Annotated in this window: 23 protein-coding genes; 13 read left to right on the top strand and 10 right to left on the bottom strand. The window is 72.7% G+C overall.

Features of this window, described 5'->3' with window-relative positions:
• The 5 genes from ABT288_RS07555 to ABT288_RS07535 all read left to right on the top strand — a co-directional run.
• Positions 1–459, top strand: a 459-nt coding sequence (locus ABT288_RS07555; protein WP_351603776.1) for an alpha-glucosidase C-terminal domain-containing protein, incomplete at its 5' end; no start/stop codon positions are given.
• Entirely contained in the window at positions 456–2,174 is a 1,719-nt protein-coding gene (treS, locus tag ABT288_RS07550; RefSeq protein WP_351603774.1) for a maltose alpha-D-glucosyltransferase, read from the top strand. The genes ABT288_RS07555 and treS, both read left to right, overlap by 4 nt.
• 32 nt (positions 2,175–2,206) lie before the next feature.
• Positions 2,207–3,574: a maltokinase N-terminal cap-like domain-containing protein gene (locus ABT288_RS07545; protein WP_351603773.1), complete on the top strand. Its 1,368-nt coding sequence runs from the start codon at positions 2,207–2,209 to the stop codon at positions 3,572–3,574.
• 4 nt (positions 3,575–3,578) lie between these two features.
• On the top strand, positions 3,579–5,780 hold the full coding sequence (gene glgB / locus ABT288_RS07540) for a 1,4-alpha-glucan branching enzyme (protein WP_351603771.1): 2,202 nt from the start codon (positions 3,579–3,581) through the stop codon (positions 5,778–5,780).
• Between the two features lie 95 nt (positions 5,781–5,875).
• Positions 5,876–6,964: a glutamate--cysteine ligase 2 gene (locus tag ABT288_RS07535; protein ID WP_351603769.1), complete on the top strand. Its 1,089-nt coding sequence runs from the start codon at positions 5,876–5,878 to the stop codon at positions 6,962–6,964.
• A 10-nt stretch (positions 6,965–6,974) separates the two neighbouring features.
• On the opposite strand, the gene ABT288_RS07530 is transcribed toward ABT288_RS07535, so the two are convergent.
• Positions 6,975–7,208, bottom strand: coding sequence for a DUF6480 family protein (locus ABT288_RS07530; RefSeq protein ID WP_351603767.1), 234 nt, complete (start codon positions 7,206–7,208; stop codon positions 6,975–6,977).
• Between the two features lie 150 nt (positions 7,209–7,358).
• Between ABT288_RS07530 and ABT288_RS07525 the strand changes: the two genes are divergently transcribed.
• The 4 genes from ABT288_RS07525 (at position 7,359) to ABT288_RS07510 (ending at position 13,810) form a co-directional block, all read left to right on the top strand.
• Entirely contained in the window at positions 7,359–9,257 is a 1,899-nt protein-coding gene (locus ABT288_RS07525) for an AMP-dependent synthetase/ligase (protein ID WP_351603765.1), read from the top strand.
• 165 nt (positions 9,258–9,422) lie between these two features.
• Positions 9,423–9,857: an ATP-binding protein gene (locus ABT288_RS07520; protein WP_351603763.1), complete on the top strand. Its 435-nt coding sequence runs from the start codon at positions 9,423–9,425 to the stop codon at positions 9,855–9,857.
• A 201-nt stretch (positions 9,858–10,058) separates the two neighbouring features.
• Positions 10,059–11,432, top strand: a complete 1,374-nt coding sequence (locus tag ABT288_RS07515; protein WP_351603761.1) for an NAD(P)/FAD-dependent oxidoreductase — start codon at positions 10,059–10,061, stop codon at positions 11,430–11,432.
• Between the two features lie 155 nt (positions 11,433–11,587).
• Positions 11,588–13,810: an FUSC family protein gene (locus ABT288_RS07510; protein WP_351603788.1), complete on the top strand. Its 2,223-nt coding sequence runs from the start codon at positions 11,588–11,590 to the stop codon at positions 13,808–13,810.
• Between the two features lie 19 nt (positions 13,811–13,829).
• Here the strand turns inward: ABT288_RS07510 and ABT288_RS07505 are convergent, their stop codons facing one another.
• Both ABT288_RS07505 and ABT288_RS07500 read right to left on the bottom strand, forming a co-directional pair.
• A complete protein-coding gene (locus ABT288_RS07505; protein WP_351603759.1) occupies positions 13,830–14,678 on the bottom strand; it encodes a SigB/SigF/SigG family RNA polymerase sigma factor in 849 nt (282 codons plus the stop codon).
• 234 nt (positions 14,679–14,912) lie between these two features.
• Positions 14,913–15,338 (bottom strand): ATP-binding protein, encoded by a 426-nt coding sequence (locus ABT288_RS07500; protein WP_351603757.1) that lies wholly within the window; start codon positions 15,336–15,338, stop codon positions 14,913–14,915.
• Between the two features lie 121 nt (positions 15,339–15,459).
• On the opposite strand from ABT288_RS07500, the gene ABT288_RS07495 reads away from it, so the two are divergent.
• Entirely contained in the window at positions 15,460–15,702 is a 243-nt protein-coding gene (locus ABT288_RS07495) for a hypothetical protein (RefSeq protein WP_351603755.1), read from the top strand.
• A 281-nt stretch (positions 15,703–15,983) separates the two neighbouring features.
• A complete protein-coding gene (locus ABT288_RS07490; protein WP_351603754.1) occupies positions 15,984–16,442 on the top strand; it encodes a cyclic nucleotide-binding domain-containing protein in 459 nt (152 codons plus the stop codon).
• 1 nt (position 16,443) lies between these two features.
• Here the strand turns inward: ABT288_RS07490 and ABT288_RS07485 are convergent, their stop codons facing one another.
• Both ABT288_RS07485 and ABT288_RS07480 read right to left on the bottom strand, forming a co-directional pair.
• Positions 16,444–17,742 carry an MFS transporter gene (locus tag ABT288_RS07485; RefSeq protein ID WP_351603753.1) on the bottom strand — a complete coding sequence of 433 codons (1,299 nt, stop codon included), beginning with the start codon at positions 17,740–17,742 and terminating at the stop codon, positions 16,444–16,446.
• Between the two features lie 107 nt (positions 17,743–17,849).
• Positions 17,850–18,467, bottom strand: coding sequence for a LysE/ArgO family amino acid transporter (locus tag ABT288_RS07480; protein WP_351603751.1), 618 nt, complete (start codon positions 18,465–18,467; stop codon positions 17,850–17,852).
• A gap of 65 nt (positions 18,468–18,532) precedes the next feature.
• Here ABT288_RS07480 and ABT288_RS07475 point away from each other — a divergent pair, with 65 nt between their 5' ends.
• The gene (locus ABT288_RS07475; RefSeq protein WP_351603749.1) at positions 18,533–19,420 is read left to right on the top strand and encodes a LysR family transcriptional regulator ArgP; all 888 of its coding nucleotides are present in this window, start codon (positions 18,533–18,535) and stop codon (positions 19,418–19,420) included.
• 351 nt (positions 19,421–19,771) lie between these two features.
• A complete protein-coding gene (locus ABT288_RS07470) occupies positions 19,772–20,023 on the top strand; it encodes a WhiB family transcriptional regulator (protein WP_351603747.1) in 252 nt (83 codons plus the stop codon).
• A 23-nt stretch (positions 20,024–20,046) separates the two neighbouring features.
• Here ABT288_RS07470 and ABT288_RS07465 read toward each other — a convergent pair whose 3' ends face one another.
• The 5 genes from ABT288_RS07465 to ABT288_RS07445 form a co-directional block, all read right to left on the bottom strand.
• The gene (locus ABT288_RS07465; protein ID WP_351603745.1) at positions 20,047–20,496 is read right to left on the bottom strand and encodes a DUF6098 family protein; all 450 of its coding nucleotides are present in this window, start codon (positions 20,494–20,496) and stop codon (positions 20,047–20,049) included.
• 70 nt (positions 20,497–20,566) lie between these two features.
• On the bottom strand, positions 20,567–22,390 hold the full coding sequence (locus ABT288_RS07460) for a sensor histidine kinase (RefSeq protein WP_351603786.1): 1,824 nt from the start codon (positions 22,388–22,390) through the stop codon (positions 20,567–20,569).
• Between the two features lie 86 nt (positions 22,391–22,476).
• Positions 22,477–23,181 (bottom strand): response regulator transcription factor, encoded by a 705-nt coding sequence (locus ABT288_RS07455; RefSeq protein ID WP_351603743.1) that lies wholly within the window; start codon positions 23,179–23,181, stop codon positions 22,477–22,479.
• A gap of 20 nt (positions 23,182–23,201) precedes the next feature.
• On the bottom strand, positions 23,202–23,936 hold the full coding sequence (locus tag ABT288_RS07450) for a L,D-transpeptidase family protein (protein ID WP_351603741.1): 735 nt from the start codon (positions 23,934–23,936) through the stop codon (positions 23,202–23,204).
• A 42-nt stretch (positions 23,937–23,978) separates the two neighbouring features.
• On the bottom strand, positions 23,979–25,406 hold the full coding sequence (locus tag ABT288_RS07445; RefSeq protein WP_502972732.1) for a M1 family metallopeptidase: 1,428 nt from the start codon (positions 25,404–25,406) through the stop codon (positions 23,979–23,981).
• Between the last annotated feature and the right edge of the window lie 98 nt (positions 25,407–25,504).

Genomic DNA, 25,504 nt, shown 5'->3' with positions numbered 1-25,504 from the left:
AGGGAGGGCAGCGAGGAGTACCTGGACTCGGAGAAGTACCAGCTCAAGCGACGGGACTGGGAGGCGGCCGCGCGCGAGGGCCGTACCATCGCGCCCCTCATCACCCGCCTCAACACCGTCCGACGGCAGCACCCCGCGCTACAGCGCCTGCGGAACCTCCGCTTCCACCGGACCGACAACGACGCCGTGCTCGCCTACAGCAAGAGCACGGGCGCGGACACGGTCATCGTGGTCGTCAATCTCGACCCGCACCACGCCCAGGAGGCCACGGTCTCGTTGGACATGCCGCAACTCGGCCTGGACTGGAACTCCGCCCTGTCCGTGCACGACGAACTGACGGGTGAGACGTACCACTGGGGCAGGACCAACTACGTGCGCCTGACGCCCGGCAGCGCGCCGGGGCACGTGCTCCACGTCGGGCGATCGACGCCCCAGAACGGAGGGCCCGCGGCCTCATGACCGTCAACGAACCCGTACACGACACCTTCGAGGACACACCGGCCAAGGACCGGGATCCGGAGTGGTTCAAACGGGCCGTCTTCTACGAGGTCCTGGTCCGCTCCTTCCAGGACAGCAACGGCGACGGCATCGGCGACCTGAAGGGTCTGACGGCCAAGCTCGACTATCTGCAGTGGCTGGGGGTCGACTGCCTGTGGCTGCCGCCGTTCTTCAAGTCCCCGCTGAGAGACGGCGGTTACGACGTCTCCGACTACACCGCCGTCCTGCCGGAGTTCGGTGACCTCGCCGACTTCGTGGAGTTCGTGGACGCCGCCCACCAGCGCGGCATGCGCGTCATCATCGACTTCGTCATGAACCACACCAGCGACCAGCACCCGTGGTTCCAGGAGTCCCGCACCAACCCGGACGGCCCGTACGGGGACTACTACATGTGGGCCGACGACGACAAGCAGTACGAGGACGCCCGGATCATCTTCGTCGACACCGAGGCCTCCAACTGGACCTTCGACCCCGTGCGCGGCCAGTACTACTTCCACCGCTTCTTCTCGCACCAGCCGGACCTCAACTACGAGAACCCGGCCGTGCAGGAGGAGATCCTGGCGGCCCTCAGGTTCTGGCTGGATCTCGGGATCGACGGCTACCGGCTCGACGCCGTCCCCTACCTCTACGCCGAAGAGGGCACCAACTGCGAGAACCTGCCCGCGACCCACGAGTTCCTCAGGCGGGTCCGCCGCGAGATCGACGCGATGTACCCGGACACCGTGCTGCTGGCGGAGGCCAACCAGTGGCCGGAGGACGTCGTCGACTACTTCGGGGACTACGCCACCGGCGGCGACGAGTGCCACATGGCGTTCCACTTCCCCGTCATGCCGCGCATCTTCATGGCCGTGCGCCGCGAGTCCCGCTACCCCGTCTCCGAGATCCTCGCCAAGACACCGGCCATCCCCTCCGGCTGCCAGTGGGGCGTCTTCCTGCGCAACCACGACGAGCTGACCCTGGAGATGGTCACCGACGAAGAGCGCGACTACATGTGGGCCGAGTACGCCAAGGACCCGAGGATGCGCGCCAACATCGGGATCCGGCGGCGCCTCGCCCCCCTGCTCGACAACGACCGCAACCAGATCGAGCTGTTCACCGCCCTGCTGCTGGCCCTGCCCGGCTCACCGATCCTCTATTACGGCGACGAGATCGGCATGGGCGACAACATCTGGCTCGGCGACCGCGACGCCGTGCGCACCCCGATGCAGTGGACCCCCGACCGCAACGCCGGCTTCTCGACGTCCGATCCCGGACGGCTGTTCCTGCCGACGATCATGGACCCGGTCTACGGCTACCAGGTCACCAACGTCGAGGCGTCGATGTCCTCGCCGTCCTCGCTGCTGCACTGGACCCGCCGCATGATCGAGATCCGCAAGCAGAACCCCGCCTTCGGTCTCGGCTCGTTCACGGAACTGCAGTCCTCCAACCCTGCGGTGCTGGCCTTCCTGCGCGAGTACGGCGACGACCTGGTGCTGTGCGTCAACAACTTCTCCCGCTTCGCGCAGCCCACCGAACTCGACCTGCGGGCCTACGACGGCCGGCACCCGGTCGAGCTGATCGGCGGCGTGCGCTTCCCCGCCATCGGTGAACTTCCCTACCTGCTGACCCTGCAAGGCCACGGCTTCTACTGGTTCCGGCTCACCCGAGTCGCATCCCGCATCGGCCGCCGTCGCTAGCGCGCCCGGCGCCGAGGAAAGGACGCGTCACCATGCCGAAGACCATCACTGTCCGACCGAGAACGGTGGCCGGGCTCGACGGCCCCCTGGCCTCGCTCGGCGGGCTGCTGCGCCAATGGCTGCCCAGGCAACGCTGGTTCGCGGGCAAGGACCGGCCCGTCACCGATCTGTCGGTGCTCTCCGTGACCGAGCTGTTCCCGGGCTGTCTGCACCTGCTGGTGCACGCCTCGCACGCGCCGGTGCCCACGCCGGGCGGCACTCCCCCGCCCGGTGACTGCTACCAGCTGCTGCTGGGCCTGCGCGAACACCTCGCCCCACGGCTGGAGCGGGCGTACATCGGGCGGGCCGAGGAAGGCCCGTTCGCCGGGCTCGCGGTCTACGACGCGCTGCACGACCCGCGCTCGGCAAGCCTGCTGCTGGAGCGGCTGCGGCAGCCCGGCGCGGCCGGCCCGCTGCGCTTCCGGACCGACCCGGCCGCCCGCGTGCCCGGCGGCCTGCCGCCGCGCCTGCTGGACGCCGAGCAGTCCAACTCCTCGATCGTGTACGGCGACGCGTACATCCTGAAGGTCTTCCGCCGGATCCAGCCGGGCGTCAACCCGGACCTGGAGGTGACGGCCGCGCTGTCCGCACAGGGGTGCACCCGGGTGCCGGCACCGGTGGCCTGGTTCGGTACGACCGCGCCGCAGCCGGCCACGCTGGGCGTGCTGCAGCCGTTCCTGCCGGACGCGACCGACGGCTGGACGCTGGCGCTGCACGCGCTCGCCGCCGGTGACGACTTCACCGCCGAGTCCCGGGCGCTGGGCTTGGCCATGGCCGAGGTGCACCTCGCGCTGGCCGAGGCCTTTCCGTCGGCCGGGCCCGGCGGCGAGAACAGCCGTACGGCCGAGGCGATGTGCGCACGGCTGGACGCGGCCGCGCACGCCGTGCCGGGGCTGCTGCCCTTCGTGCCGGGGCTGCGGGCCGCGTTCGGGGCGCTGGCCACCTGCGACTCCGGGCCGCCCGCCCAGCGCATCCACGGCGATCTGCACCTCGGTCAGGTGCTGCAGGCCGGCCGCGACTGGTTCGTCATCGACTTCGAGGGCGAGCCGTCCCGGCCGCTCGCCGAGCGGCAGATCCCGCAGTCCCCGGTGCGGGACGTGGCGGGGATGCTGCGCTCCTTCGACTACGCGGCCCGGCAGCGCCGCCCCTGGCGACCCGAATGGGCGCGCCGCTGCCGGGAGGCGTTCTGTGCGGGCTACGCGGCCCGCGCCGGCTGGGATCCACGCAAGAAGCACGCGCTGCTGCGCGCGCACGAGACGGACAGGGCGGTGTACGAGGTGCTGTACGAGGCGAGACACCGGCCGGACTGGCTGCCGGTACCGATGGCGGCGATCAAGCGGCTCGCCGTGTGGGGAGGATGACGTCATGGCTCTGCGCGACACCTCGCTCCCCGAGGCAGCCGGCCCCGCGCCGGCCCCGGCCCTGCCCCTCGACGCGGCCGACCGCGGCCGGCTGCTCGGCGGCGCCCACCACGATCCGCACGCCCTGCTCGGCGCCCACCCGGTCCCGGGCGGCGTCCTGTTCCGGGCGCTGCGCCCGAACGCGCGCACGGTGAGTGTGGTGGTCGACGGGATGCGCAGCCCGCTTCGCTCGGAGGGCGACGGTCTGTTCGCGGCCGTGCTGCCGTACCCGGAGATCCCGTCGTACACGCTGCTGGTGACCTACGACGACGCCGAGCAGGAGGTGCACGACCCGTACCGCTTCCTGCCCGCCCTGGGCGAGCTGGACCTCCATCTGATCCGGGAGGGGCGGCACGAGCAGCTGTGGCAGGCGCTCGGCGCCGAGCCGATGACGCACCAGGGCGTGACCGGCACCCGCTTCACCGTGTGGGCGCCCAACGCCCAAGGAGTGCGGGTGGCCGGGGACTTCACGTACTGGGACGGCACCCAGTACCCGATGCGGTCGCTCGGCGCGTCCGGGGTGTGGGAGCTGTTCCTTCCGGGGATCGGCGAGGGCGCCCGCTACAAGTTCGAGATCACCTCGCGCTACGGCCACCGCTTCCTCAAGGCCGACCCGATGGCGCGGTGCACGGAGACGCCGCCGGACACCGCGTCGGTCGTCGCGGTCTCGCGGTACGCGTGGGGCGACGCGGAGTGGATGGCGCACCGAGGTGACACGCCCGTGCACCAGGCGCCGTTCTCGGTGTACGAGGTCCATCTGCCCTCCTGGCGGCCTGGTCTGACGTATCGTCAGCTGGCGGAGGAACTCCCCGCCTATGTCAAGGAGATGGGCTTCACGCATGTCGAGCTGATGCCGGTCGCCGGGCATCCGTTCAGCGGCTCCTGGGGCTACCAGGTCACCTCGTACTACGCGCCGATGCCCCGCCTCGGCTCCCCGGACGACTTCAAGTACCTGGTGGACTCGCTGCACCGGGCGGGCATCGGTGTGATCATGGACTGGGTGCCGGCGCACTTCCCCAAGGACGACTGGGCGCTGGCCCGGTTCGACGGGGATCCGCTCTACGAGCCCGGGAACGCGACGCGCGCCGAGCACCCGGACTGGGGGACGTACGAGTTCGACTACGGCCGGACCGAGGTGCGCAACTTCCTCGTCGCCAACGCCGTGTACTGGTGCCAGGAGTTCCACATCGACGGGCTGCGGGTGGACGCCGTCGCGTCGATGCTCTACCTGGACTACTCGCGGGACTCCGGCCAGTGGCAGCCGAACGTGTTCGGCGGCCGGGAGGACCTGGACGCGGTCGCCTTCCTGCAGGAGATGAACGCCACCGTCTACCGGCGCTGTCCGGGCGTGGTGACCATCGCGGAGGAGTCCACCGCCTGGGACGGGGTGACCCGGCCGACGGACCGCGGCGGGCTCGGCTTCGGGCTGAAGTGGAACATGGGCTGGATGCACGACTCGCTCCAGTACATCCAGAAGGAGCCGGTGCACCGCAAGTACCACCACGACGAGATGACCTTCTCGATGGTGTACGCCTACAGCGAGAACTACGTGCTGCCGATCTCCCACGACGAGGTGGTGCACGGCAAGCGCTCCCTGGTGTCGAAGATGCCGGGCGACTGGTGGCAGCGGCGCGCCAACCACCGCGCCTATCTGGGCTTCATGTGGGCCCATCCGGGCAAGCAGCTGTTGTTCATGGGGCAGGAATTCGCCCAGGGAGCGGAGTGGTCCGAGCCGCACGGCCCCGAGTGGTGGCTGCTCGGCGACGACTACCACTCGGCCGGGGACCACCGGGGCGTGCGGGATCTGGTGCGGGATCTGAACACCGTGTACCGGGCGACGCCGGCGCTGTGGCAGCGGGACACCGACCCGGGCGGCTTCCGGTGGGTGCTGGGCGACGCGGCGGACGACAACGTCTTCGCGTTCCAGCGCTTCGCCGCCGACGGCTCCCCGCTGCTCGCGGTGTCGAACTTCTCCCCGGTCGTCCGGCACGAGTACCGGCTGTGGGCCGGAGAAGAGATCCCCGCCTGGCAGGAGGAGCTGAACACCGACGACGTCCGCTACGGCGGCAGCGGGGTCGGCAACGAGGGGCTGCTGAAGCCCGAGGACGGGTTCATCAGGCTCACGCTGCCGCCGCTCGCCACGGTCTGGCTCGCGCCGGAGCACTGAAAGCCGCAGGTGTCGGCGGCCCGCCCAGGGGCAGTCGGGGGTCGTACAGAGCCTTGACTGCCCCTCGTGGCATGGACACGGAAGGGTGGCACCACGTGCGCACCGTGGGAGTGGAGGAGGAGCTCCTTCTGGTCGACCCCGACAGCGGCGAACCGAAGGCGCTGGCGGCGGCCGTCCTCGAACGGGTCGCCCATGACGATCCGGGACAGCACGTCTTCGAGAAGGAGCTGTTCCGGCAGATGCTGGAGTTCGCCACGCATCCGCAGGCGAACATGGCGGACCTCGGCGAGGAGATCGTGCGCTGCCGCAAGGAGGCGGCGCGGCACGCCGGGGAGCTCGGCTGCGCGGTCGCGGCGCTGGCCACCTCTCCCCTGCCGGTCAGCCCCTCCCTCAGCGTGAACGAGCGGTACCAGTGGCTGGCCGAGCACTACGGGATACCGACCTGGGAGCAGCTGGTGTGCGGCTGCCATGTGCATGTGTGCGTGGAGTCCGACGAGGAGGGCATCGCCGTCCTCGACCGGATCCGCCCGTGGCTCCCGGTGCTCCGCGCGATCAGTGCGAACTCGCCGTTCTGGCAGGGCCGGGACACGAGCTACGCCAGCTATCGCAGCCGGGTGTGGAACCGCTGGCCGTCGGCCGGGCCGACCGAGCCGTTCGCGTCGGCCGAGCGGTATCACCAGCGGGTGGCGGACATGGTGGCCACCGGCACCCTGCTGGACGAGAGGATGGTCTACTTCGACGCGCGGCTGTCCGCCCGCTATCCGACCGTGGAGGTCCGGGTGGCGGACGTATGCCTCGGCGCGGACACGGCCGTGCTGATCGCGACGCTGACCCGCGCGCTCGTGGAGACGGCCGCTCAGCACTGGCGGGCGGGCCGGCCGGCGCCCGGCCACAGCGTGAGCCTGCTGCGGCTCGCCGACTGGCAGGCCGCCCGCTTCGGCCTGGAGGAGGACCTGCTCGACCCGGCGGCGATGCGGGCCGAACCCGCCGCGCAGGTGCTGCGGTCGCTGCTCACGCACACCTGGGACGCGCTCTGCGCGACCGGCGACGCGGACCGCGCCGAGCAGGGCATCACGGAGCTGCTGCGGCGCGGCAACGGCGCGCGCGAGCAGCGCCGGCTGCTGGAGCACGGCGGCGGCCTGCGGGGCGTCGTCACCGAGTGCGTCCGGCGTACCCAGGGCTGACCGCCCGCGGTCAGACGATCAGCATCAGGGCGTACACCAGGAAGAACAGCGCGACCAGGACGACGACGACCAGGATCAGCGTCAGCGGCGCCTTGGCCCAGCCCCGGGGCGGATTGTGCGTCTCGCGGGGCCCGGCCCCGGGCATGCTGCTCTCGGCGGGCGGCGTCTCGCCGGGCGGTACCGAGCCGCCGGGCTCCAGCCCGGTGGTCCGCTCGGGTTCGGGATCCGGGTTCACGTGACTCATGTCTGCCGAGTCCCCAGGACACGCCCGGATCATCAGCTGATCACGACTTCCTCGTTCCCCCTGCCGAACGCGGTCCGCTGGGCTACATTCGAGCACCGCCGATACCGAGCCGGTCGGCGGTGTGACCCTCTGTACATCCAGGAGCAGCGCATGCGCGACGTCGCCCTCGCTCCCGCCGTTGCCCCGCCGCTCACCGGCGGCCTCGCCGACAGCGTCTTCGACACCGCGGAGCTCAGTCCCACCCTGCCGGTGCTCGCCCATCGCGTGGACTCCGCCGCCACCGGGTGGCAGGAGGTGACGGCCGTCGAACTGCGTGACGAGGTGGTCGACCTGGCCAAGGGGCTGATCGCCGCCGGGATCTCCCCCGGCCACCGGGTGGCCCTGATGTCCCGCACCCGCTACGAGTGGACGGTGTTCAGCCATGCGCTGTGGGCCGTGGGCGCCGAGATCGTGCCGGTCCATCCGGCCTCCTCGCGGGACCAGGTCGAGTGGATCCTGCGGGACGCCGGCTGTGTGGCCGTGGTCGTGGAGGACGAGCAGGGCGTCATGACCGTCGGCACGGTGTGCGCCGGGCTGCCGCGGCTGCGTCACGTCTGGCAGCTGGACGCGGGCGCGGTGCCCGAACTCGTCGAGCGGGGCCAGGTCGTGCCGTACACCACCGTGGAGTCGCTGCGCCGGATCGTGCTGCCGGACGCCACGGCGGCGGTCGTCTACACCTCCGGCACCTCCGGCCGCCCCCAGGGCTGCGCGCTCAGCCACCGGAGTCTCGCCTACCCCTGCGACACGTACCTGGCCGGCTGGAAGCACACCGCGGCTCCGCCCGGCGAGCAGCCGTCCGTGCTGGCGTTTCTGCCGTTCTCCCATGTGTACGGCATCATGATCATGCTGGTGTGTGTGCGCGGCGGCGCCCTGATGGCGCACGAGCCGGAGCTGACCGCGGCGTCGCTGGCATCGGCGCTGACCACGTTCCGGCCGACGTATCTGTACGGCGTGCCGTCGGTGTTCGAGAAGCTCTACAAGAATTTCCTGCAGGCGGCCGAACAGGCGGGCCGGGGTGCCCTGTTCGAGCGGGCCGCGCAGACCGCGCGGGACTTCGCCCAGGCACAGGAGCGCCACCGGCTGGGCACCGGGCCGGGGCCCGGGTTCGAGCTGAGGCTGCAACACGCCCTGTACGAGCGGACGGTGTACCGCAGGCTGCGCGCGGCGCTCGGCGGGCGGGTGGTGCGCGGCACCTCCGGCGGTTCCTCGCTCAACCGCGAACTGAGCCTGTTCTACGAGGGCATCGGGGTGTACATCCACGACGGGTACGGCCTCACCGAGTCCTCCGGCGGGATCACCATGCAGCCGCTCGGCCGGGAGAAGTCCGGTACGGTCGGCCGGCCGCTGCCGGGCACCGAGATCCAGGTGGCCGACGACGGCGAGATCCTGGTGCGCGGTCCGTCGGTGTTCCAGGGCTATGTCGGCGACGAGCCGGCGACACGGGCCGCGCTGCGCGGCGGCTGGCTGGCCACCGGGGACATCGGGCGGCTGGACTCCGAGGGCTATCTGACGATCACCGGGCGCAAGAAGGACGTCATCGTCACCCGCGGCGGCACGAGCGTCGCCCCGGCCCCGCTGGAGCAGCGGCTGCGCATGCATCCGCTGGTCCACCAGGCGGTCGTGGTCGGCGACGACCGGCCCTGCGTCGGCGCCCTGATCACCCTGGACCCGGACTTCCTCGCGCATTGGCGGGCCGCCCTGGCCCTGCAGGGCGACAGTCCGGCCCGGGAGAGACGGGAGGAGAACGCGTTGCGGGAGGAGATCGCGCGGGCCGTCGCCTCCGCCAACAGCGCCGTCTCCCGGGCGGAGTCCATCCGGGTCTACCGGGTGCTCCCGGAGCCGTTCGCCGCGGACAACGGGCTGCTCACGCCGTCGATGAAGTTGCGCCGGGACGTCATCGTGCGGCACTACGCCACGGAGATCGACGCGATGTACCAGGCGCGGTCCCGGGCGGCGCGGGTCCCGCAGGAGCCGGCGGACTGGGACGAGCCCGACGACGTCTTCCGCTGACACCCCGCGCCCGCAAGGCGCGCCCGTCCGGACCTCGGGCCGGGCCGGAAGGATATCCGGCCCGGCTGCGGGAACTCGCAGGCACAGGATGAGATCAGCACCGACAGCCGTCCTGGTCGGAGGGCCTCGCCACGTCCCTGACCGCCCGGGACGGGGGAATGCGCTATGGCTACGGAGCCACGTGGGGACGACACACCGCGCTCGGAGGACGGGTACGAGCGCAGTTTCTCCTTCGCCGGTGAGCTGCGCAACGTCACGGAGGCCCGGCTCGCCGCGGAGGAGTGGCTCTGCGCGCTCGCCACCCGGGCGCCGCCCGCCGCGCCCGAGTTCTGGGACGACATATTGCTGGTCGTCACGGAGCTGGCCGCGAACGTGATCCAGTACGCGCCCGGGCCGTTCGGTCTGCGGATGCGCCGTACCTTCGACGGCGTCCACGTGACGATGCGCGACACGAGCACCACCAGGCCGGAACCGCGCCCCTTCCACCCGCGCACGGGCGGCGGCGGCATCGGCTGGCACCTGCTGCACACGCTGTGCACGCAGGTCAGTGTCGTCGTCCACGACGAGGGCAAGGACATCCACGTCTTCCTGCCCTGGTGACCGCACCGGATGTGCGACGTGTATCTGTGCGACAACCGGTTACTCCAGCTCCAGCGGGGGCATGCTGGAGCCCACGCGTTCGTCTGCCTGCCGCAACCGGCTGGCGGGACGGCTCGGGGCACGGTGGGATCGAAGGTGGTGCGCACCGGTCCCGGGCACACGAACGGCGTGGAGTCGGACCGCCTGGAGCCGCAGAGAGGGATGAACACCGTGACACGACCCAGGATCCTGGTGGTTGGCGCCGGCTTCGCCGGAGTCGGGTGCGTCCGCCGTCTGGAGCGCAAACTCGCTCCCGCCGAGGCCGACGTCACCCTGGTGACGCCGCAGTCCTACCAGCTGTACCTGCCCCTGCTGCCTCAGGTCGCCTCCGGCGTGCTCACGCCGCAGTCGATCGCGCTGAGCCTGCGCCGCAGCAAGAAGTACCGCACCCGGATCATCCCGGGTGGCGCGATCGGCGTGGACCTGAAGGCGAAGGTGTGCGTCGTCCGCACCATCACCGACAAGATCGTCAACGAGCCCTACGACTACATCGTGCTGGCCCCCGGCAGCGTGACCCGGACCTTCGACATCCCGGGTCTGACCGAGCACGCCTTCGGGATGAAGACCCTGGCCGAGGCCGCCTACATCCGCGACCACGTCATCTCGCAGCTCGACCTCGCGGACGCCAGCGACGACCCGGCGGAGCGGGCCGCCCGGCTGCAGTTCGTGGTGGTCGGCGGCGGATACGCCGGCACCGAGACCGCCGCCTGTCTGCAGCGGCTGACGCACGCCGCCGTACAGCGCTACCCGCGTCTGGACCCCGGCCTGATCAAGTGGCATCTGATCGACATCGCGCCCAAGTTGATGCCGGAGCTGGGTGACAAGCTCGGCCGCAGCGCGCAGGAGATCCTGGGGCGGCGGGGCATCGAGGTGTCGCTCGGCGTGTCGATCGACAAGGCCGGCGCCGAGGAGGTCACCTTCACCGACGGCCGGGTGGTGCCGACGCACACGCTGATCTGGACCGCCGGCGTGGTCGCGAGCCCGCTGATCGGCACGCTCGGCGCGGAGACCGTGCGGGGCCGGCTGGCGGTCACTCCCGAGATGTCTCTGCCGGGCCACGACGGGGTGTTCGCGCTCGGCGACTCGGCCGCGGTGCCGGACCTGGCCAAGGGCGACGGCGCGGTGTGCCCGCCGACCGCGCAGCACGCCATGCGGCAGGGCAAGCGGGTCGCGGACAACGTCATCGCGACGTTGCGGGGTGCGCCGCTGCAGCCGTACGTGCACCGCGACCTCGGCCTCGTCGTCGACCTCGGCGGCAGGGACGCTGTGTCCAAGCCGCTCGGCGTCGAGCTGCGCGGAGTGCCGGCCCAGGCGGTGGCCCGCGGTTACCACTGGTCGGCTCTGCGCACCAACGTCGCCAAGACCCGGGTGATGACCAACTGGCTGGTGAACGCGGTCGCCGGCGACGATTTCGTGCGCACCGGCTTCCAGGCCCGCAAGCCGGCCCGGCTGAAGGACTTCGAGTTCACCGACGCGTATCTGACGCCGGAACAGGTGCGGGCGCGGGTGGAGGGCGGGACGGCGGACAGCCCGTGACACAGAGCGGCGGGAGCTGATCCGTTCCTCGGTGCTGACCGTGCCCGTGGGGCAACCGGTCCGGACCGTCGTGCGATGCTGGGTCGGAGATCGGTTTCCGGCACGGGAGAGAGCACGGCGGCGTGAGCACAGCGGGACGACCTGGGCGGGTACGGATGTGGGACCGGCTCGCGGCGTCCGATCCCGGGCTGCTCCGGCTCACCGCGGGAGCGCGCACGGTCACCGCGATCGCGCTCACCCTCGCCGTCCTGGCCGCCCTGCGGGTGCCGGTGCCCCAGCTGGTCGCCGGCGCCATGGCGGCGATGGTGTCGACCTTCGCCGTGCAGGAGAAACAGCGCGCGGCGCAGGCCGTGACCCTCGCGCTCGGCCTGCCGGTGGCCCTGGCGTCGGTGTCGCTGGGCGCGCTGCTGAACCAACGGGTCGTCGCCGGGGACCTGTTCTTCGTCGCCCTCATCTTCTGCGCGGTCTACGGCCGCCGGTTCGGCGACCGCGGCACGGCGCTCGGCCTGATCGGCTTCCAGATCTACTTCCTCTCCCTGTTCGTGCACGCGACCACCTCGGCGCTGCCCGCGCTGTGCGGGGTCATCTGCGTGGCCTTCGCATGCAGCGCCGTCGCGCGCTTCGTGCTGCTGCCGCAGACCCCGGCGGGCACCCTGGACCGGCTGCGGCGGGCGTTCCGCGCCCGGCTCGCGCAGCTGATCGCCGTACAGACGGAGTTGCTGGACGCCGGGCCGGACGACGTGGACAAGGTCCTGGACGATCTACGCACCGCCACCGCGCGCCTGCACGAGACGGCGCTGCTGATCCAGGGGCGGCTGGAGGACGGCACCTCCGACGCGGCGGTGGCCCGGCTGCTGCAGCGCCGCATCGCCGACGCCGAGATCGCCTCCGAGCGGCTCGGCCTGCTGCTGCTCACCGCGCGCAGCGCCGAGCGGACCGACACCCTCACCCTGCATCTGCCGGGCGCCCCGCTGCCCTCGAGCGGTGAGCTTCCGGTGCGGGACGAGGCGTCGGCGGCGCTGCGCCGGGATCTGCAGGCGCTGCGGCTGCTGATGCTGCGGCCGGCCGGCGAGGCCCGGGGCACCGCGCTCGCCCAGGTGCGCAACCGGCTGCTCGGCTACCGCGAGGAGGAGAACCTGCCCAAGGCCTCGCCGGCCGTGCAGGACGTCTTCCGTGGGCTCGGTGAGGCCGCCCGGGCCTCGCTGGGTCTGCGGGTCGCGCTGGAGGGGCCGCAGGACGAGTCCGACGACACCCCGGCGACGAGCCGCTCGCGCGAGGAGCTGGACGCGGAGGACGCCGCGATCGAGGCGGGCGAGGAGGCCGAGGCGGAGGAGCCGGGGCCGAGCGGTCTGCAGCGGCCCACGACCCGGGCCGCGGTCCAGGTGGCCGTCGGCTCCGCGCTGGCCATCGCGGGCGGCGAGCTGCTGTCCAGCCAGCGCTGGTACTGGGCGGTGCTGACCTGCTGGATCGTGTTCATCAACACCGCCTCGACCGGCGAGATCCTGGTGAAGGGCTACCGGCGGCTGCTGGGCACGGTGCTCGGCGTGGTGGCCGGCATCGGGCTCGCCGCTCTGGTCGGGCCCCACACGTGGACGGCGTTCGGCCTGGTGCTGGTGTTCATCTTCGCGATGTTCTACACCGCCCCGCTGTCGTACACGCTGATGTCGTTCTTCGTGACGGCGATGCTGGGTCTGCTGTACACGCTGCTGAACACCTACAGCATGGCGGTGCTGGTGCTGCGGGTGGAGGAGACGGCGCTCGGCGCGGCCTGCGGGGTGATCGCGGCGGCGGTGGTGCTGCCCGTGCGCACCGACCGCCGTACGAACGACCTCCTCGGCGCGGTCCTGGACCGGCTCGCCGAGGTCACACGGGCCGCCGTGGACCAGTTGAGCGGCGGGGCGGGCGCCGGTCTGGTGGAGCAGGCGCGCGATCTCGACCAGGCGCTGGCCGACCTGCGTGCGGCCACCCAGCCGCTGACCCATCCGATCACCCCGCTGCGCGCGCGCCGGAACACCGCCCGGTACGTGGTGGCGCTGCTGGAGACCTGCGCCTACCACGGGCGCTCGCTCGCGGCGACGGCCGAGTTGCTGCCGACGCACCCCTCGATCGCGGCGGATCCCCGGCTGCGCGGGGCGTGCCGGCGGATCGTGCACAACATCGAGGCGATCGCCGCGCATGTCGCCGACCCGCGTGCCACGGCGGAGATCGAGACCGGCTCCAGCATCGCCTCGATGCTGGAGCCGGGAACGCTGCGCACCCCGCGCTACGGCCGGGTCACCGACCGGGTGCTGCGCCATCTGCAGCGGCTGGACGAGGCCGTCTCGGGGCTGGCCCGGCCGCTGGGCGTCACCACGCGGGCGGACCGTCCGAAGAAGTGACGGTCCGTCGGCCACGCCCTCACGCGGGGTCCGCCCACGCGCGCCGGCCCATGGCCTCGTCGCGGACGCGGGCGCAGCTGCGGCTGATCAGCCGGGAGACGTGCATCTGGGAGATGCCCAGCCGGTCGGCGATGCGGCTCTGTGTCATGTCCTCGAAGAACCGCATGTAGAGGATGGCCCGTTCCCGCTCGGGCAGCCGGCGCAGCCCCTCCTTGGCGGCCTCGCGGTCGACCACGACGTCGTACGAGGTGTCCGCCGCCCCGAGGGTGTCGGCGAGGTTGTAGCCGTCGTCCCCGGCGGACAGTTCGGCGTCCAGGGACAGGGTGCTGAAGCTCTCCAGCGCCTCCATGCCCGCACCGACCTCGTCCTCACTGAGGCCCGTGTGGGTGGCGATGGCGGTGACGGTGGGTTCGGGGCTGCCGGGGTGCTGGGTGAGCTCGCGACGGGCCACGCGCACCCGGTTGCGCAGTTCCTGCACCCGGCGCGGCACCCTCAGGGCCCACATCCGGTCCCGGAAGTGCCGCTTGATCTCGCCGGTGATGGTCGGCACGGCGTAACTCTCGAAGGCCCCGCGGGACGGGTCGAACCGGTCGACGGCCTTGACCAGCCCGAGCGCGGCCACCTGCCGCAGGTCCTCGACGGTCTCGCCCCGGTCGCGGAAGCGGCCGGCGATCCGGTGGGCCATGGGCAGCCAGGCGGCGACGAGTTCGTCGCGTACGGCGTCCCGCTCGGGGCCGTCGTCCAGGTCCGCCAGCCGGGCGAACAGTTCCGCGGTGTCGGGGGCGTCGTCATGGGGCCGCCGCGGGGCAGCGGCGGCGGAGTCCGTGGTGGGCGTGCCGGGACGGCTTGTCGACATGTCGGTCAGCATGCGGAATCGCTCCTGAACGTGGATTCAGGGCACACGGCCGGAACGAGGTTCGGGGCCGGGCCCGAACGGTGGTGTCAGGGTTCGCCGCGGGTCGGTCGCCCGGTCCGCCGGGAGGGGGACGCGGGCAGTCGTACGGTTCCCGCTGGGCGCGCGCCTCCGGTCCGAAGCACGAGTTTCCGCCTGCCCCTCGCTCCGGGGAGCAAACACCACGGGCGCTGAACTTCCCGCACGGCTTCAGCGCAGCGGTACGACGGCCGTGATGCGCTTGCCCCCGCAGGGCAGCTGCGCGACCCGGACGTCCCGTGACAGACGGCAGACGATGGGCCAGCCCCGGCCGCCGGGCCGGGTGCCGCGCTCGTCGACGGGCGGGGCGGCCACCGGCAGTTCGTCGCTGCGGTCGCTCACGGACACCCGTACGGCGCCGGAGTCGACTGCGACGTCGAAGCCGGTGATGCCGCCGCCGTGCAGGATGGCGTTGGTGGTGAGCTCCGAGGTGACGAGCAGGACGTCCGCCATGGCCGCCGCACCGCAGGAGACGGCCCGGCACCGCTCGGCCACCGCCCGCTCCACGGTTCTGCGGGCGTCGGCCGGCCGGCACGGCAGCCGGCGGCGTGCTTCCCGCAGCGTCGTGGAACAGCTGGTGCGGTACTTGTCGCGCATCCTGCCTCCCTGAGCGATGCCCGGATGGCCCGACGTACTCCTTTCGCCTCACCCCTTTCAAAGCCGTCAAACACCGTCGGTGGCCGTGTCATCACCACGCTCTCGCGGGTACCAGACGGGTATGACCGATGTCGTGGACGCGGACGAATTGCTGCGGCGCATCCAGCGCGGCCGGGAGCACGCGGCCGAGGAGGAACAGGCATGGCGCGAGCGCGCACAGAGCCTCACGGCGACGGACCCGGAGGGGGCGCGGGAGGCCACTGCCCGGGCGTGGGCGTTCGAGGCGGTGACGCGGGTACTGGGGGAGATCGTCTGCCCGGGTGGGCCGCCGAGCACGGCCGGAGGCGTGAAACAGGTCACGTGACCCGCTACCGATTGGTAGAACAGGCACCAGATGGTTTATCGTTCATACATACGTGATGCCGGAGGTGACCGGAACCGTCCTTCCTCCCTCTGTCGCGTCACCGCATACGGCCCTGGCTGGTCTCCCCCGTCCAGCCAGGGCTTCTTGCTGCCTGCACCCGGGCGGCGCACCGGGCCGCCGCCGGGGAAATCCGCGTCCTTCGAGGTGCCCACCGGGGCGGCAGCGGCTGAAATGGGCTTAGGGAAAGCACCCCGGACCGCCTCGGCGAGGAGCGCCGCGCCATGACCAAAGCGATAAAACTGCTGACCGCCCTGCCCCAGGCGCAGCGCGAACGCCTGATGGAACTGGCCAAGGAGGTCTCGTTCCCGGAGGACACCCGCATCTTCGAGGCGGGCGGCACCGCCGACCGGTTCTGGGTGATCCGTTCCGGCGCGGTCCACCTGGACCAGCAGGTCACCTCCCGGCAGCGGATCACCGTGGCCACGCTCGGCGCGGGCGACATGCTCGGCTGGTCCTGGCTGTTCCCGCCGTACCAGTGGGACTTCGGCGCGGTCGCCTTCACCGACGTACGCGCCTACGAGTTCGACGGCCCCTCGGTGCTCGCCCTGTGCGTGGAGGACCCGCTGCTCGGCCTCTCGCTGGTCCGGACGGTGGCCGAGATCCTCGCCCACCGCCTGGAGACGACCCGGGGCAAGCTGATGGACCAGTACACGACCAAGCGGCGCGGCGGTCTGCTGTAGCTCAGATCCGGTAGCGGCGCAGCGCCGGTACGGCGGCGGACAGGGCCAGCATCACCACGACGACCAGGGCGCCGCCGCCCGCCACGGCGGCGCGCGGGCCGAAGGCCGCGCCGGCCGTGCCGTGCAGGACGTCGGCCAGGCGCGGACCGCCCGCGACGACCACCGTGAACACGCCCTGCATCCGGCCGCGCATCTCGTCGGTCGCGGCCGACAGCAGGATCGCGCCGCGGAACACCATCGAGACCATGTCGGCGACACCGGCCGCGGCGAGGAAGGCGAGGGCCACCCAGAGGTTGCCGCTCAGCCCGAACCCGGCGATGGCCACGCCCCAGCCGACGACCGCCCCGATGACCATCCGGCCGTGCCGGCGGGCCCGCGAGAACACCCCGGAGAACAGGCCGCCGAGCACCGCGCCGACCGGGATGCCGGCGAACAGCACGCCGAGCGCGAGCCCCTCGCCGTAGGAGTGGTACGTCTGCGCCGCGAGCTGCGGGAACAGGGCGCGGGGCATGCCGAGGACCATGGCGACGATGTCGGCGAGGAAGGACAGCAGCAGCACCTTGTGGCGCGAGATGTACCGGAACCCGGCGGCGATCTCGCGCACCCCGGCCCGGCGGGCGCCGGCCTCACCGAGCGGCGGCAGCGCGGGCAGCCGGAAGACGGCCCACACGGTCACGCACAGCGCCACGGCGTCGATGAGGTACAGCTCGGGCAGCCCGATGACCGGGATCAGCACACCGGCGAGCAGCGGGCCGGCGACCATGCCGGTCTGCATCACCGTGGAGCCGAGCGCGTTGGCGGCGGGCAGCTGCTCGGCCGGGACCAGCCGGGCGATGGAGGCGTTGCGAGCCGGGGAGTTGAGGCCGAAGAACGCCTGCTGGCACGCGAGGAGCACCATGAGGACGGCGACGGAGCCCATCCCCGTGACGGCCTGCGCCCAGAACAGCAGCGAGGTGACCGCGATACCGGTGTTGGTGACCAGCAGCAGCCTGCGGCGGTCCACGGTGTCGGCGACCGCGCCGCCCCACAGCGCGAACGCCACCATCGGCACGAGGCCGGCCAGGCTCGCGTAGCCGACCCACGCCGAGGAGTGCGTGACGTCGTACACCTGCTTGGGCACGGCCACGGCGGTGAGCTGGCTGCCGACGGCGGTGACGATGGTCGACGTCCACAGCCGCCGGTAGGCCGGGATGCTCAGCGGACGGGTGTCCATCGCCCAGCGGCGCCAGCCGCGCCGGGGCGGAGCCGCCGCGTCCGTCGCGGCGCCGGGTTCGGTGGTACTGCTCTCGCTCGTGTCCACGGGTGTCCTGTTGCCGATAGAGGTTGCTCGCTACATCTTTTCGCTTCGAGAGCCTGACTATCTCAGCGGGACCCTGTGCAACCGAACGGGTTTTTGCCAGGACCGGCTCAGGACCCGGCCATGAGCATGGCTCCCAGCGCCAGCATGGTGACGGCGACCAGGCCGTCCAGCACCCGCCACGCCGCCGGCCGGGCCAGGAAGCGGCCGAGCAGCCGGGCCCCGAAGCCGAGTGCGGCGAACCAGCACAGGCTGGCGAGCGCGCCCCCGAGCCCGAAGGTCCAGCGCAGCGCGCCCCGGTCGGCGGCCAGGGAGCCGAGCAGGAACACGGTGTCCAGGTAGACGTGCGGGTTCAGCCAGGTCATCGCCAGACAGGTGAGCACCGCCCGGCGCCGGGAGCCCGCGGACTCGCCCTCGGTGCTCAGCCCGGCCGGGCCCGGCCTGAGCACCCGGCGGGCGGCGAGGACGCCGTAGCAGAGCAGGAAGAGGCCACCGACGATCCCGACCGCCCGGACCGCGCCCGGCCACGCCACCACGACCGCCCCCACCCCGCCGACGCCGAGCGCGATGAGCACCGCGTCGGACAGGGCGCAGATCCCCACCACGGCGAGGACCGCGTCCCGGCGCACCCCCTGCCGCAGGACGAAGGCGTTCTGGGCGCCGATGGCGACGATCAGGGAGAGGCCGGTGCCGAATCCGGCGGCCGCGGCGGTCAGGGCGTGGTTCATGCATCGAACCTAGGAAGCCGGCATCCGCAAGTACAGCTAAACTTTCTTACGTATCCTTAGCGCTCGTGATGACGGACCTTCCGCTGGAGCAGGTGCGGACCCTGCTCGCCGTGGTGGACGAGGGCACCTTCGACGCCGCCGCGGCCGCCCTGCACGTGACCCCGTCGGCGGTCAGCCAGCGGGTCAAGGCACTCGAACAGCGCACCGGCCGGGTGCTGCTGCAGCGCACCAAGCCGGTGCGGCCCACGGAGTCCGGCGCGGTGCTGGTGCGCTACGCCCGGCAGCTCGCCCGGCTGGAACGCGACGCGTGGGGTGAACTCGGCCTGAGCGGTGCCGGGGAGCCGACCCGGGTCTCGGTGGCGGTGAACGCGGACTCGCTGGCGACCTGGTTCCTGCCGGCGCTGACCCGGGTGGCGGGCCTCTGCTTCGAACTGCACCGGGAGGACGAGGACCACACGGCGGCCCTGCTGCGCGAGGGTCTGGTGATGGCGGCGGTGACCACGGCCGCCGATCCGGTGCCGGGCTGCACCGTCCGGCCGCTCGGCCGGATGCGGTATCTGCCGGTCGCCGCACCGGAGTTCACCGCGAACCACCTGGGCGGGCGGCCGCTGCCGGAGGCGCTGCCCGAGGCCCCCGTGGTGGTCTTCGACCGCAAGGACGACTTCCAGGACGCCTTCGTACGCCGGCTGGGCCGGGGCTCCGCCGGCCCGCTCAGGCACCTCGTGCCCACCTCGGAGGGCTTCCTGGACGCGGTCGCCGCCGGGCTCGGCTGGGGCATGGTGCCGGAGGTCCAGGCGCGTCCGCTGCTGGCGGAGGGCAGGCTGGTACTGCTCGCGCCCGAGGAGTGGATGGACGTCACGCTGTACTGGCAGCAGTGGAGGCTGGACTCCCCCGCGCTGGCCGCACTGGCCGAGGCGGTGACGGTGACGGCGACCGAGTCACTGCGCCGCTGACGCCCAGGTCACGCTTTGTCCGTTTCGCACCCAGGGAAGGGCCCTGCGGAGTAGGGTGGTCGGGCGGTGGCGCGGCGGACGGCGGACCCAGCCGGTTCTCGCCCCCAACTCCGCGCCCCCGGTGCCCGGTCGGGTACGGGTGCCCTCGGCCCGCCGGCCTGTCCGCCCCGTTCCCCGGCCTGTTGAGCGCGTGCGGCCCGTCCGTGGCCCCGCGCCCGCCCGTGGCCGGATCGCGGTCGTCGCTCGAACCCCTGTCGCACACGCCGTTTCACACCGCCCCGACCGGTCACCCGAACCCGCAGTACGCATTCGACAGGCACGGACGACTTCGATCGGATCCGGGAGACTTCCATGGACAACTGGCGCGACCACGCCGCGTGCCGTCACGAGGACCCCGACCTGTTCTTCCCCATCGGCACCACCGGTCCGGCGCAGGTGCAGACCCAGCGGGCCAAGGCGGTCTGCGGCCGGTGTGCCGTCCGGGAGGAGTGCCTGGACTGGGCGCTGGGGACGGGCCAGGGCATCGGCATCTGGGGCGGGACGACCGAGCTGGAGCGCCGGGCACTGAGCCGCCGCACCCGCACCCGGCCGCGCTCCGGCTGACCCCGGCGCCCACGGTCCGGGCCTCAGCGGCCCCCGCGGCGCAGCGTCCCCCACTCCCGCTCCTGCCGGGCCACCTCCTTCTTCGCCGCCTCGATCACCTCGTCCGCGATCCAGCACAGCGGCTCGGCATCGGTCACGAGCGGCTCGTTGTCGGGGCCCCGGCCGGCCTCCCGGCCGCGCAGCACCCAGGGACGCACGCCGGGCCCCTTGTCGTGCGGCAGATGCGCGTAGTCGTACAGACGGCGGGCCACCCACAGCTCCACCGACCGGTCCGCCCACCAGCTTTCGATCTCCAGCGGACTGGCGGACAGCCCGGGCATGGGTACGCCGGTGAGGTCGTCGGTGCTGGAGACCTCGGCGAGGTCGGCGCCGGGGCCCAGCGACCAGCGGACGTACAGGCCCTGCCGCCGGTCCACCAGGCGGGCCACCTCGGCGAGCGTGGACACGACCGGCAGGTCCTCCGGTGCGCTCATGGCAAGACCTCCCTCGACGGCGCCGCGCGACCGGATTACCCCCCGGCGGGAGCCAGGAATCCCCGCCCTTTCAGGGTTCCTCGCGCGGCGGCTGCCGGGCGGGCAGCCGCAGGGTGAAGACCGCGCCCGCGCCGGGCTCGCTCGCGGCCTCGGCCGTGCCTTCGTGGGCGGCGAGCAGGTGGCGCACGATCGGCAGGCCCAGGCCGCTGCCGCCGGTGCGACGGCTGCGGGACTTCTCCGCGCGCCAGAACCGGTCGAAGACGTGCGGCAGGTCCTCGGCCGCGATGCCCGTGCCGGTGTCGGTGACGGTCAGCACGGCGTGAGCGCCGTCGCGGCGGGCGGCGAGTGTGACCGTGCCGTCGGCCGGGGTGTGCCGCAGCGCGTTGGAGACCAGGTTCCCCAGGGCCTGCCGCATCCGCACCGGGTCGGCGTCGAGCCAGGCGCCGGCGTCGGCCTCGGTGCGCAGGGCGACCCCGGCGGCTCTGGCTGCGACCCGGTGCGCGGCGGCGACCTGGTCCAGCAGATCGCCGGCCCGCAGCGGCTCGCGGTGCAGCCGCAGGGTGCCGGCGTCGGCGGCCGCGAGGTCCTGCAGGTCGTCGATGATCCGCTGGAGGACGAGCGCCTCCTCGTGCAGCGAGTCCAGCAGGGGCGGGTCGGGCTCGACGACTCCGTCGCGGACGACCTCCAGCCAGCCGCGGATGTTGGTGAGCGGGCTGCGCAGCTCGTGCGCGATGTCGCTGACCATCGCCTTGCGCTGGGCCTCGAGACGAGCGCGGCGCTCGGTCAGGTCGTTGAAGGCCTCGGCGAGGATGCCGGTCTCGTCCCGGGTGGTCACCGGGACGCGTACGTGCAGTTCGGGCGGCTGCTGAGCGGCCTCGGTCAGCGCGCGCAGCGGCCGTACCAGCCGGGTGGCGACGAGGGCGGTCACGGCGACGGTGACGGCGAGGACCAGCCCGGCCGCGCCGATCACCTTGGCCTTGTTGGCCGGGGACATGTCGAAGCGGGAGGGGGTCTGGTCGCCGATGCCCAGGAACAGGTCGGCCACCGGGGCGACGTAGGGCTCCAGTTGGGTACGCCGGGCGGTCAGGATGCAGTGCTGGGCGGCCCGCGCCGTCGCCGTCTTGCCCGCACTGGCGTACTTGGCGGCGAGGTAGCCGCCGGCGAAGGGGTCCTTGCCGCTGGGGTCGAAGGTGAGGAAGAGCTGCCCGCCGAGGTCCAGGCCGGCCTGTTTCAGGCAGGGCCGAGCGAGGTCCGTGAGGTCGGCCAGGGCCTTGTGCTCGGTCGGCGTGGGCGTGTTGAGCAGCCCGTCCTCGCAGACCGCCGCGCCGTAGCCGGCCGGGTCGGTGCCCTCCGGGACGGTGACGACGGGCCGCCCGCTCGGCGTGCGGGCGATGCCGGCCTGGAGGCCGTAGCGCTCGTAGCACTGTTTGCGTCTGGCCGCCAGTGCGTCCAGCTTCGCGCGTTCCTGCGCGGGGAGCAGGTACGGGCCGACCACGCGCGGATCGATGCCGCTGAGCTGGGCGCCGGTCTCGCTGTAGGTGTCGGTGCGCAGCGGGTCGACGGTGGCGGCGGGCCGGGGCGGCAGCGGGGTGCCGCGGGGCGCGGAGTCGGCGACCAGGGTGCGGTCGACGGTGGTGAGCGCGATCCGGCGTCCGGTCTCGGCGGCCAGCTGCCGGACGATGCGCCGGACCTCCGTCCAGTCGGAGTGGGTGGCGGCGTACCCGCTGAGCCGGGCCAGGATGCTGTTGTCGGCCGCGAGGTCCTGACCCTGCTCCTCCTTCAGGGCGCTGGTGGTGGTGGTCACCGCGAGCCAGGCGGTGGCGGCCACCGAGCAGACGGCGATCAGGGCGGAGACGGACAGCAGCCGGACGAGGAGCCGCTTGCGCAGCGGGATCCGCCGCCCGACGGGCGCCTGCCCGCCGGCGCCGCCCCGCCCGCGCGGCTCGGGCGTGTCCGGCCGGACCCGCAGCAGTCGGCGCCTCACGGGCGGGCGCCGCTCAGCTTGTAGCCGACGCCGAACACGGTCAACAGGCGTACGGGGCGGCGCGGGTCGGTCTCGATCTTGCGGCGCAGGTTCATGATGTGGACGTCGACGGCCCGCTCGGTGGAGGCCCGGTCGAAGCCGCGGGTGCACTGCAGCAACTGCCGCCGGGTGAACACCCGTTCCGGCTCCGCGGCCATGGCCAGCAGGATCTGGAACTCGGCGGGCGTGCAGTCCACGACCGCGCCGTCGCAGCGCACCTCGTGCCGTACGGGGTCGACGCCGATCCCGGCGGCCCGTACCACGGGGTCGTCCTCCCGGGTGCCGAGACCGCGCCCGCTGCGCCTGAGCACCGTACGGATGCGGGCCATCAACTCGCGCGGACTGTACGGCTTGGTCATGTAGTCGTCGGCGCCGAGTTCGAGGCCGAGCAGCACATCGTCCTCGGCGGAGCGGGCGGTGAGCATGACCACCGGGATGTCCGGGTCCCCGCCGCCGCGCAGGGCCCGGCACACGCCGAAGCCGTCGACGACCGGGAGCATCAGGTCCAGCACGACGAGGTCGGGCCTGAGGCCGCGCGCGGCCTCCAGCGCGGCGGCGCCGTCGTGCACCACCGTGGCGGTGTGTCCCTCGGCCAGCAGGGAGCGGCGGATCAGTTCGGCCTGCTTCTCGTCGTCCTCGGCGACCAGTACATGTGCGCACACGGGTTCGGATCCTAGGCGGCTCAGGCGGCGAGGAAGTCGGCGTACCCCATGACCACGACCGGATGCCGGTGCGGGTCGAGGGTGTGCAGCAGTTCCCTCATGTGGGCCTTGGCGACGCTGACACAGCCGTGCGTGGGGCCGCCGTGGCCGACGTGCAGCCATACTCCGCCGCCGCGCTTCGGGCCGAGCGGCCGGGTCCAGTCCAGCGGGGAGGTGCCGGGCTCGCGGTTGTAGTCGATGGCGATGACGTAGTCGAAACACCCCTCGAGCGGCTCGCCCTCGAAGCCGGTGCCCGGCGAGTGGAAGCCGCCGGAGCGGTGGTACGGCAGCCTGCTGCCGGGGTCCGGGAGCAGGCCGCCGGCATCGGAGAGGGTGTACAGGCCGAGCGGGGAGCGCAGGTCGCCGAGCACGTGGTGGGCGCTCCAGCCGCGCAGGGCGTTGCTGCCGGGCCAGGCGGGGCCGGACTGCCAGCCGGGGACGGTGCGCTGGTGCAGGACGACCGTGCAGAGCGGGGAGTCCTTCCCGCGCCCGGTGACGACCACGGCCTGCTCGCAGCGCTCGGGCAGCGCCGCCGACATGACGGGGCCGAGGCCGGGTATGCCCCGGGAGGCCTGCTCCGCCTGTATCGCAGGGGTGGCGGTGGGTGCCGGGCGGGTGGGGGGTGTCCGGCGCTCGGTCGCCTCGGCTCCGCCGCCGCAGCCGGTGAGCAGCAGCGGGGAGACGAGGACGGCGACGGCGGTTCTGCGATGGATCATGGTGCCGACCCTGGCCGACACTTGTTGGGAACCGGTCAGGATTCAGGCGCTGTTCGGCTTGCCTTTCGTGAACAGCCAGGTGTGGAACAGCCCGTCCAGCCGCTTCCCCGAGATCCGCTCGGCCAGCGCCGTGAACTGTGCCGTCGTCCCGTGGCCGCCGCGGTGCCCGGCCGTCCAGGCGCGCAGGATCCTGAAGAAGTCCCGGTCGCCGACGGCCTTGCGCAGTTCGTGCAGGGTCATGGCGCCGCGGGCGTAGACGGGCGCGTCGAAGATGTTCTTCCCGCTGCCCGGGTCGCCGGGCGGGAAGGCCCACAGGTGGTCGCTCGCCGGGCGGGCGTAGAGGGCGTCGAAGGTCTTCTGGGCGCTGTCGCCGCCGTGCTGCTCGGCGTACAGCCACTCGGCGTAGGTGGCGAAGCCCTCGTTGAGCCAGATGTCCTTCCAGGCGGTCAGGGAGACGGAGTCGCCGAACCACTGGTGGGCGCTCTCGTGGACCAGGGTGCTGAGGTCGGGCGCGGAGTCGTAGAGCGGCCGGGTCTGGGTCTCCAGGGCGTAGCCGACGCCCGGGGCGTGGTCGACGATCGACCCGGCGGAGCGGAACGGGTACGGCCCGAACAGCTTGCTCTCCCAGGCGACCACGGACGGCAGCTTCTTCAGCACCGGTGCGGCCGCGCTCGCCTCACGCGGGTCGACGGCGTTGTAGACGTGGATGCCGTCGGGGGTGGTGTACTGCTCGACCTTGAACGCTCCGATGGTGACGGTGGCCAGGTAGGCGGCCGTCGGCTCGGTCTCGCGCCAGCGGAAGGTCGTACGGCCGTGCTCGGTGCGCTGTCCGAGCAGCACGCCGCCCGCGACGGCCGTCCGCCCCTGGGGGACGGTGACGGTGATGTCGTACGACGACTTGTCCTTGGGGTGGCTGTTGGCCGGGAACCAGGTCATCGCGCCCTGTGGCTCGCCGGCGACGAAGGCGCCGTCGTCGGTGGGGATCCAGCCGTCCGTGCTGCCGTCGGGGTCGGTGACCGGCTTCGGGGTGCCGTCATAGGCGACGGTGACCCGGAAGTCCCGGCCCGCGCGCAGGGTGCGGCGCGGGGTGACGACGAGTTCCTGGCCGACGCGCCGGAAGGCGGCGGGCGTGCCGTCGACGGTGACCCCGGTGACCCTCAGGCCGTCCAGGTCGAGGTCGAAGCGGCCCAGGTTCTGGGTGGCCCGGGCGGAGAGGACGGCGCGGCCGTCGAGGTGCCGGCTGGAGGTGTCGTAACGGAGCGTCAGGCCGTAGTGCCGGACGTGGTAGCCGCCGTTGCCGCTGAGCGGGAAGTAGGGGTCGCCCGCGCCGGATCCGCCGGCCGGGCCCGCCGTCGTCGGTCCGGTGGCGCCGAGGAGCGCCGCGAGGACGGCGGGGACGGTGGCGAGGGCCGCCCCGCGGCGCAGCACGGCGGTTCGGCGCCGGGCGGGCTGTCTGCCAAGTGGCGTCACGGGCACTCCTCGGGAGGTGGCTGGTGATCGGCTGGCCGACAGACTAGGGGCGCCGGTGGTCCCGTCTCCCTCCCATTCTGGCCAAGTATCCCCCCGGC

It is taken from the genome of Streptomyces sp. NPDC001093, from assembly GCF_040298985.1.
Lineage (GTDB): Bacteria > Actinomycetota > Actinomycetes > Streptomycetales > Streptomycetaceae > Streptomyces.
The sequence above is the reverse complement of the archived record's forward strand: the minus strand, read 5'-3'. Positions and strand labels throughout refer to the sequence as shown.

Excerpts from the sequence above, each read along its gene's own strand:
- treS (WP_351603774.1), top strand. The coding sequence starts at position 456 with ATGACCGTCAACGAACCCGTACACGACACCTTCGAGGACACACCGGCC.
- ABT288_RS07545 (WP_351603773.1), top strand. The coding sequence starts at position 2,207 with ATGCCGAAGACCATCACTGTCCGACCGAGAACGGTGGCCGGGCTCGAC.
- glgB (WP_351603771.1), top strand. The coding sequence starts at position 3,579 with ATGGCTCTGCGCGACACCTCGCTCCCCGAGGCAGCCGGCCCCGCGCCG.
- ABT288_RS07530 (WP_351603767.1), bottom strand. The coding sequence starts at position 7,208 with ATGAGTCACGTGAACCCGGATCCCGAACCCGAGCGGACCACCGGGCTG.
- ABT288_RS07525 (WP_351603765.1), top strand. The coding sequence starts at position 7,359 with ATGCGCGACGTCGCCCTCGCTCCCGCCGTTGCCCCGCCGCTCACCGGC.
- ABT288_RS07520 (WP_351603763.1), top strand. The coding sequence starts at position 9,423 with ATGGCTACGGAGCCACGTGGGGACGACACACCGCGCTCGGAGGACGGG.
- ABT288_RS07515 (WP_351603761.1), top strand. The coding sequence starts at position 10,059 with ATGAACACCGTGACACGACCCAGGATCCTGGTGGTTGGCGCCGGCTTC.
- ABT288_RS07510 (WP_351603788.1), top strand. The coding sequence starts at position 11,588 with ATGTGGGACCGGCTCGCGGCGTCCGATCCCGGGCTGCTCCGGCTCACC.
- ABT288_RS07505 (WP_351603759.1), bottom strand. The coding sequence starts at position 14,678 with ATGCTGACCGACATGTCGACAAGCCGTCCCGGCACGCCCACCACGGAC.
- ABT288_RS07500 (WP_351603757.1), bottom strand. The coding sequence starts at position 15,338 with ATGCGCGACAAGTACCGCACCAGCTGTTCCACGACGCTGCGGGAAGCA.
- ABT288_RS07495 (WP_351603755.1), top strand. The coding sequence starts at position 15,460 with ATGACCGATGTCGTGGACGCGGACGAATTGCTGCGGCGCATCCAGCGC.
- ABT288_RS07490 (WP_351603754.1), top strand. The coding sequence starts at position 15,984 with ATGACCAAAGCGATAAAACTGCTGACCGCCCTGCCCCAGGCGCAGCGC.
- ABT288_RS07480 (WP_351603751.1), bottom strand. The coding sequence starts at position 18,467 with ATGAACCACGCCCTGACCGCCGCGGCCGCCGGATTCGGCACCGGCCTC.
- ABT288_RS07470 (WP_351603747.1), top strand. The coding sequence starts at position 19,772 with ATGGACAACTGGCGCGACCACGCCGCGTGCCGTCACGAGGACCCCGAC.
- ABT288_RS07465 (WP_351603745.1), bottom strand. The coding sequence starts at position 20,496 with ATGAGCGCACCGGAGGACCTGCCGGTCGTGTCCACGCTCGCCGAGGTG.
- ABT288_RS07450 (WP_351603741.1), bottom strand. The coding sequence starts at position 23,936 with ATGATCCATCGCAGAACCGCCGTCGCCGTCCTCGTCTCCCCGCTGCTG.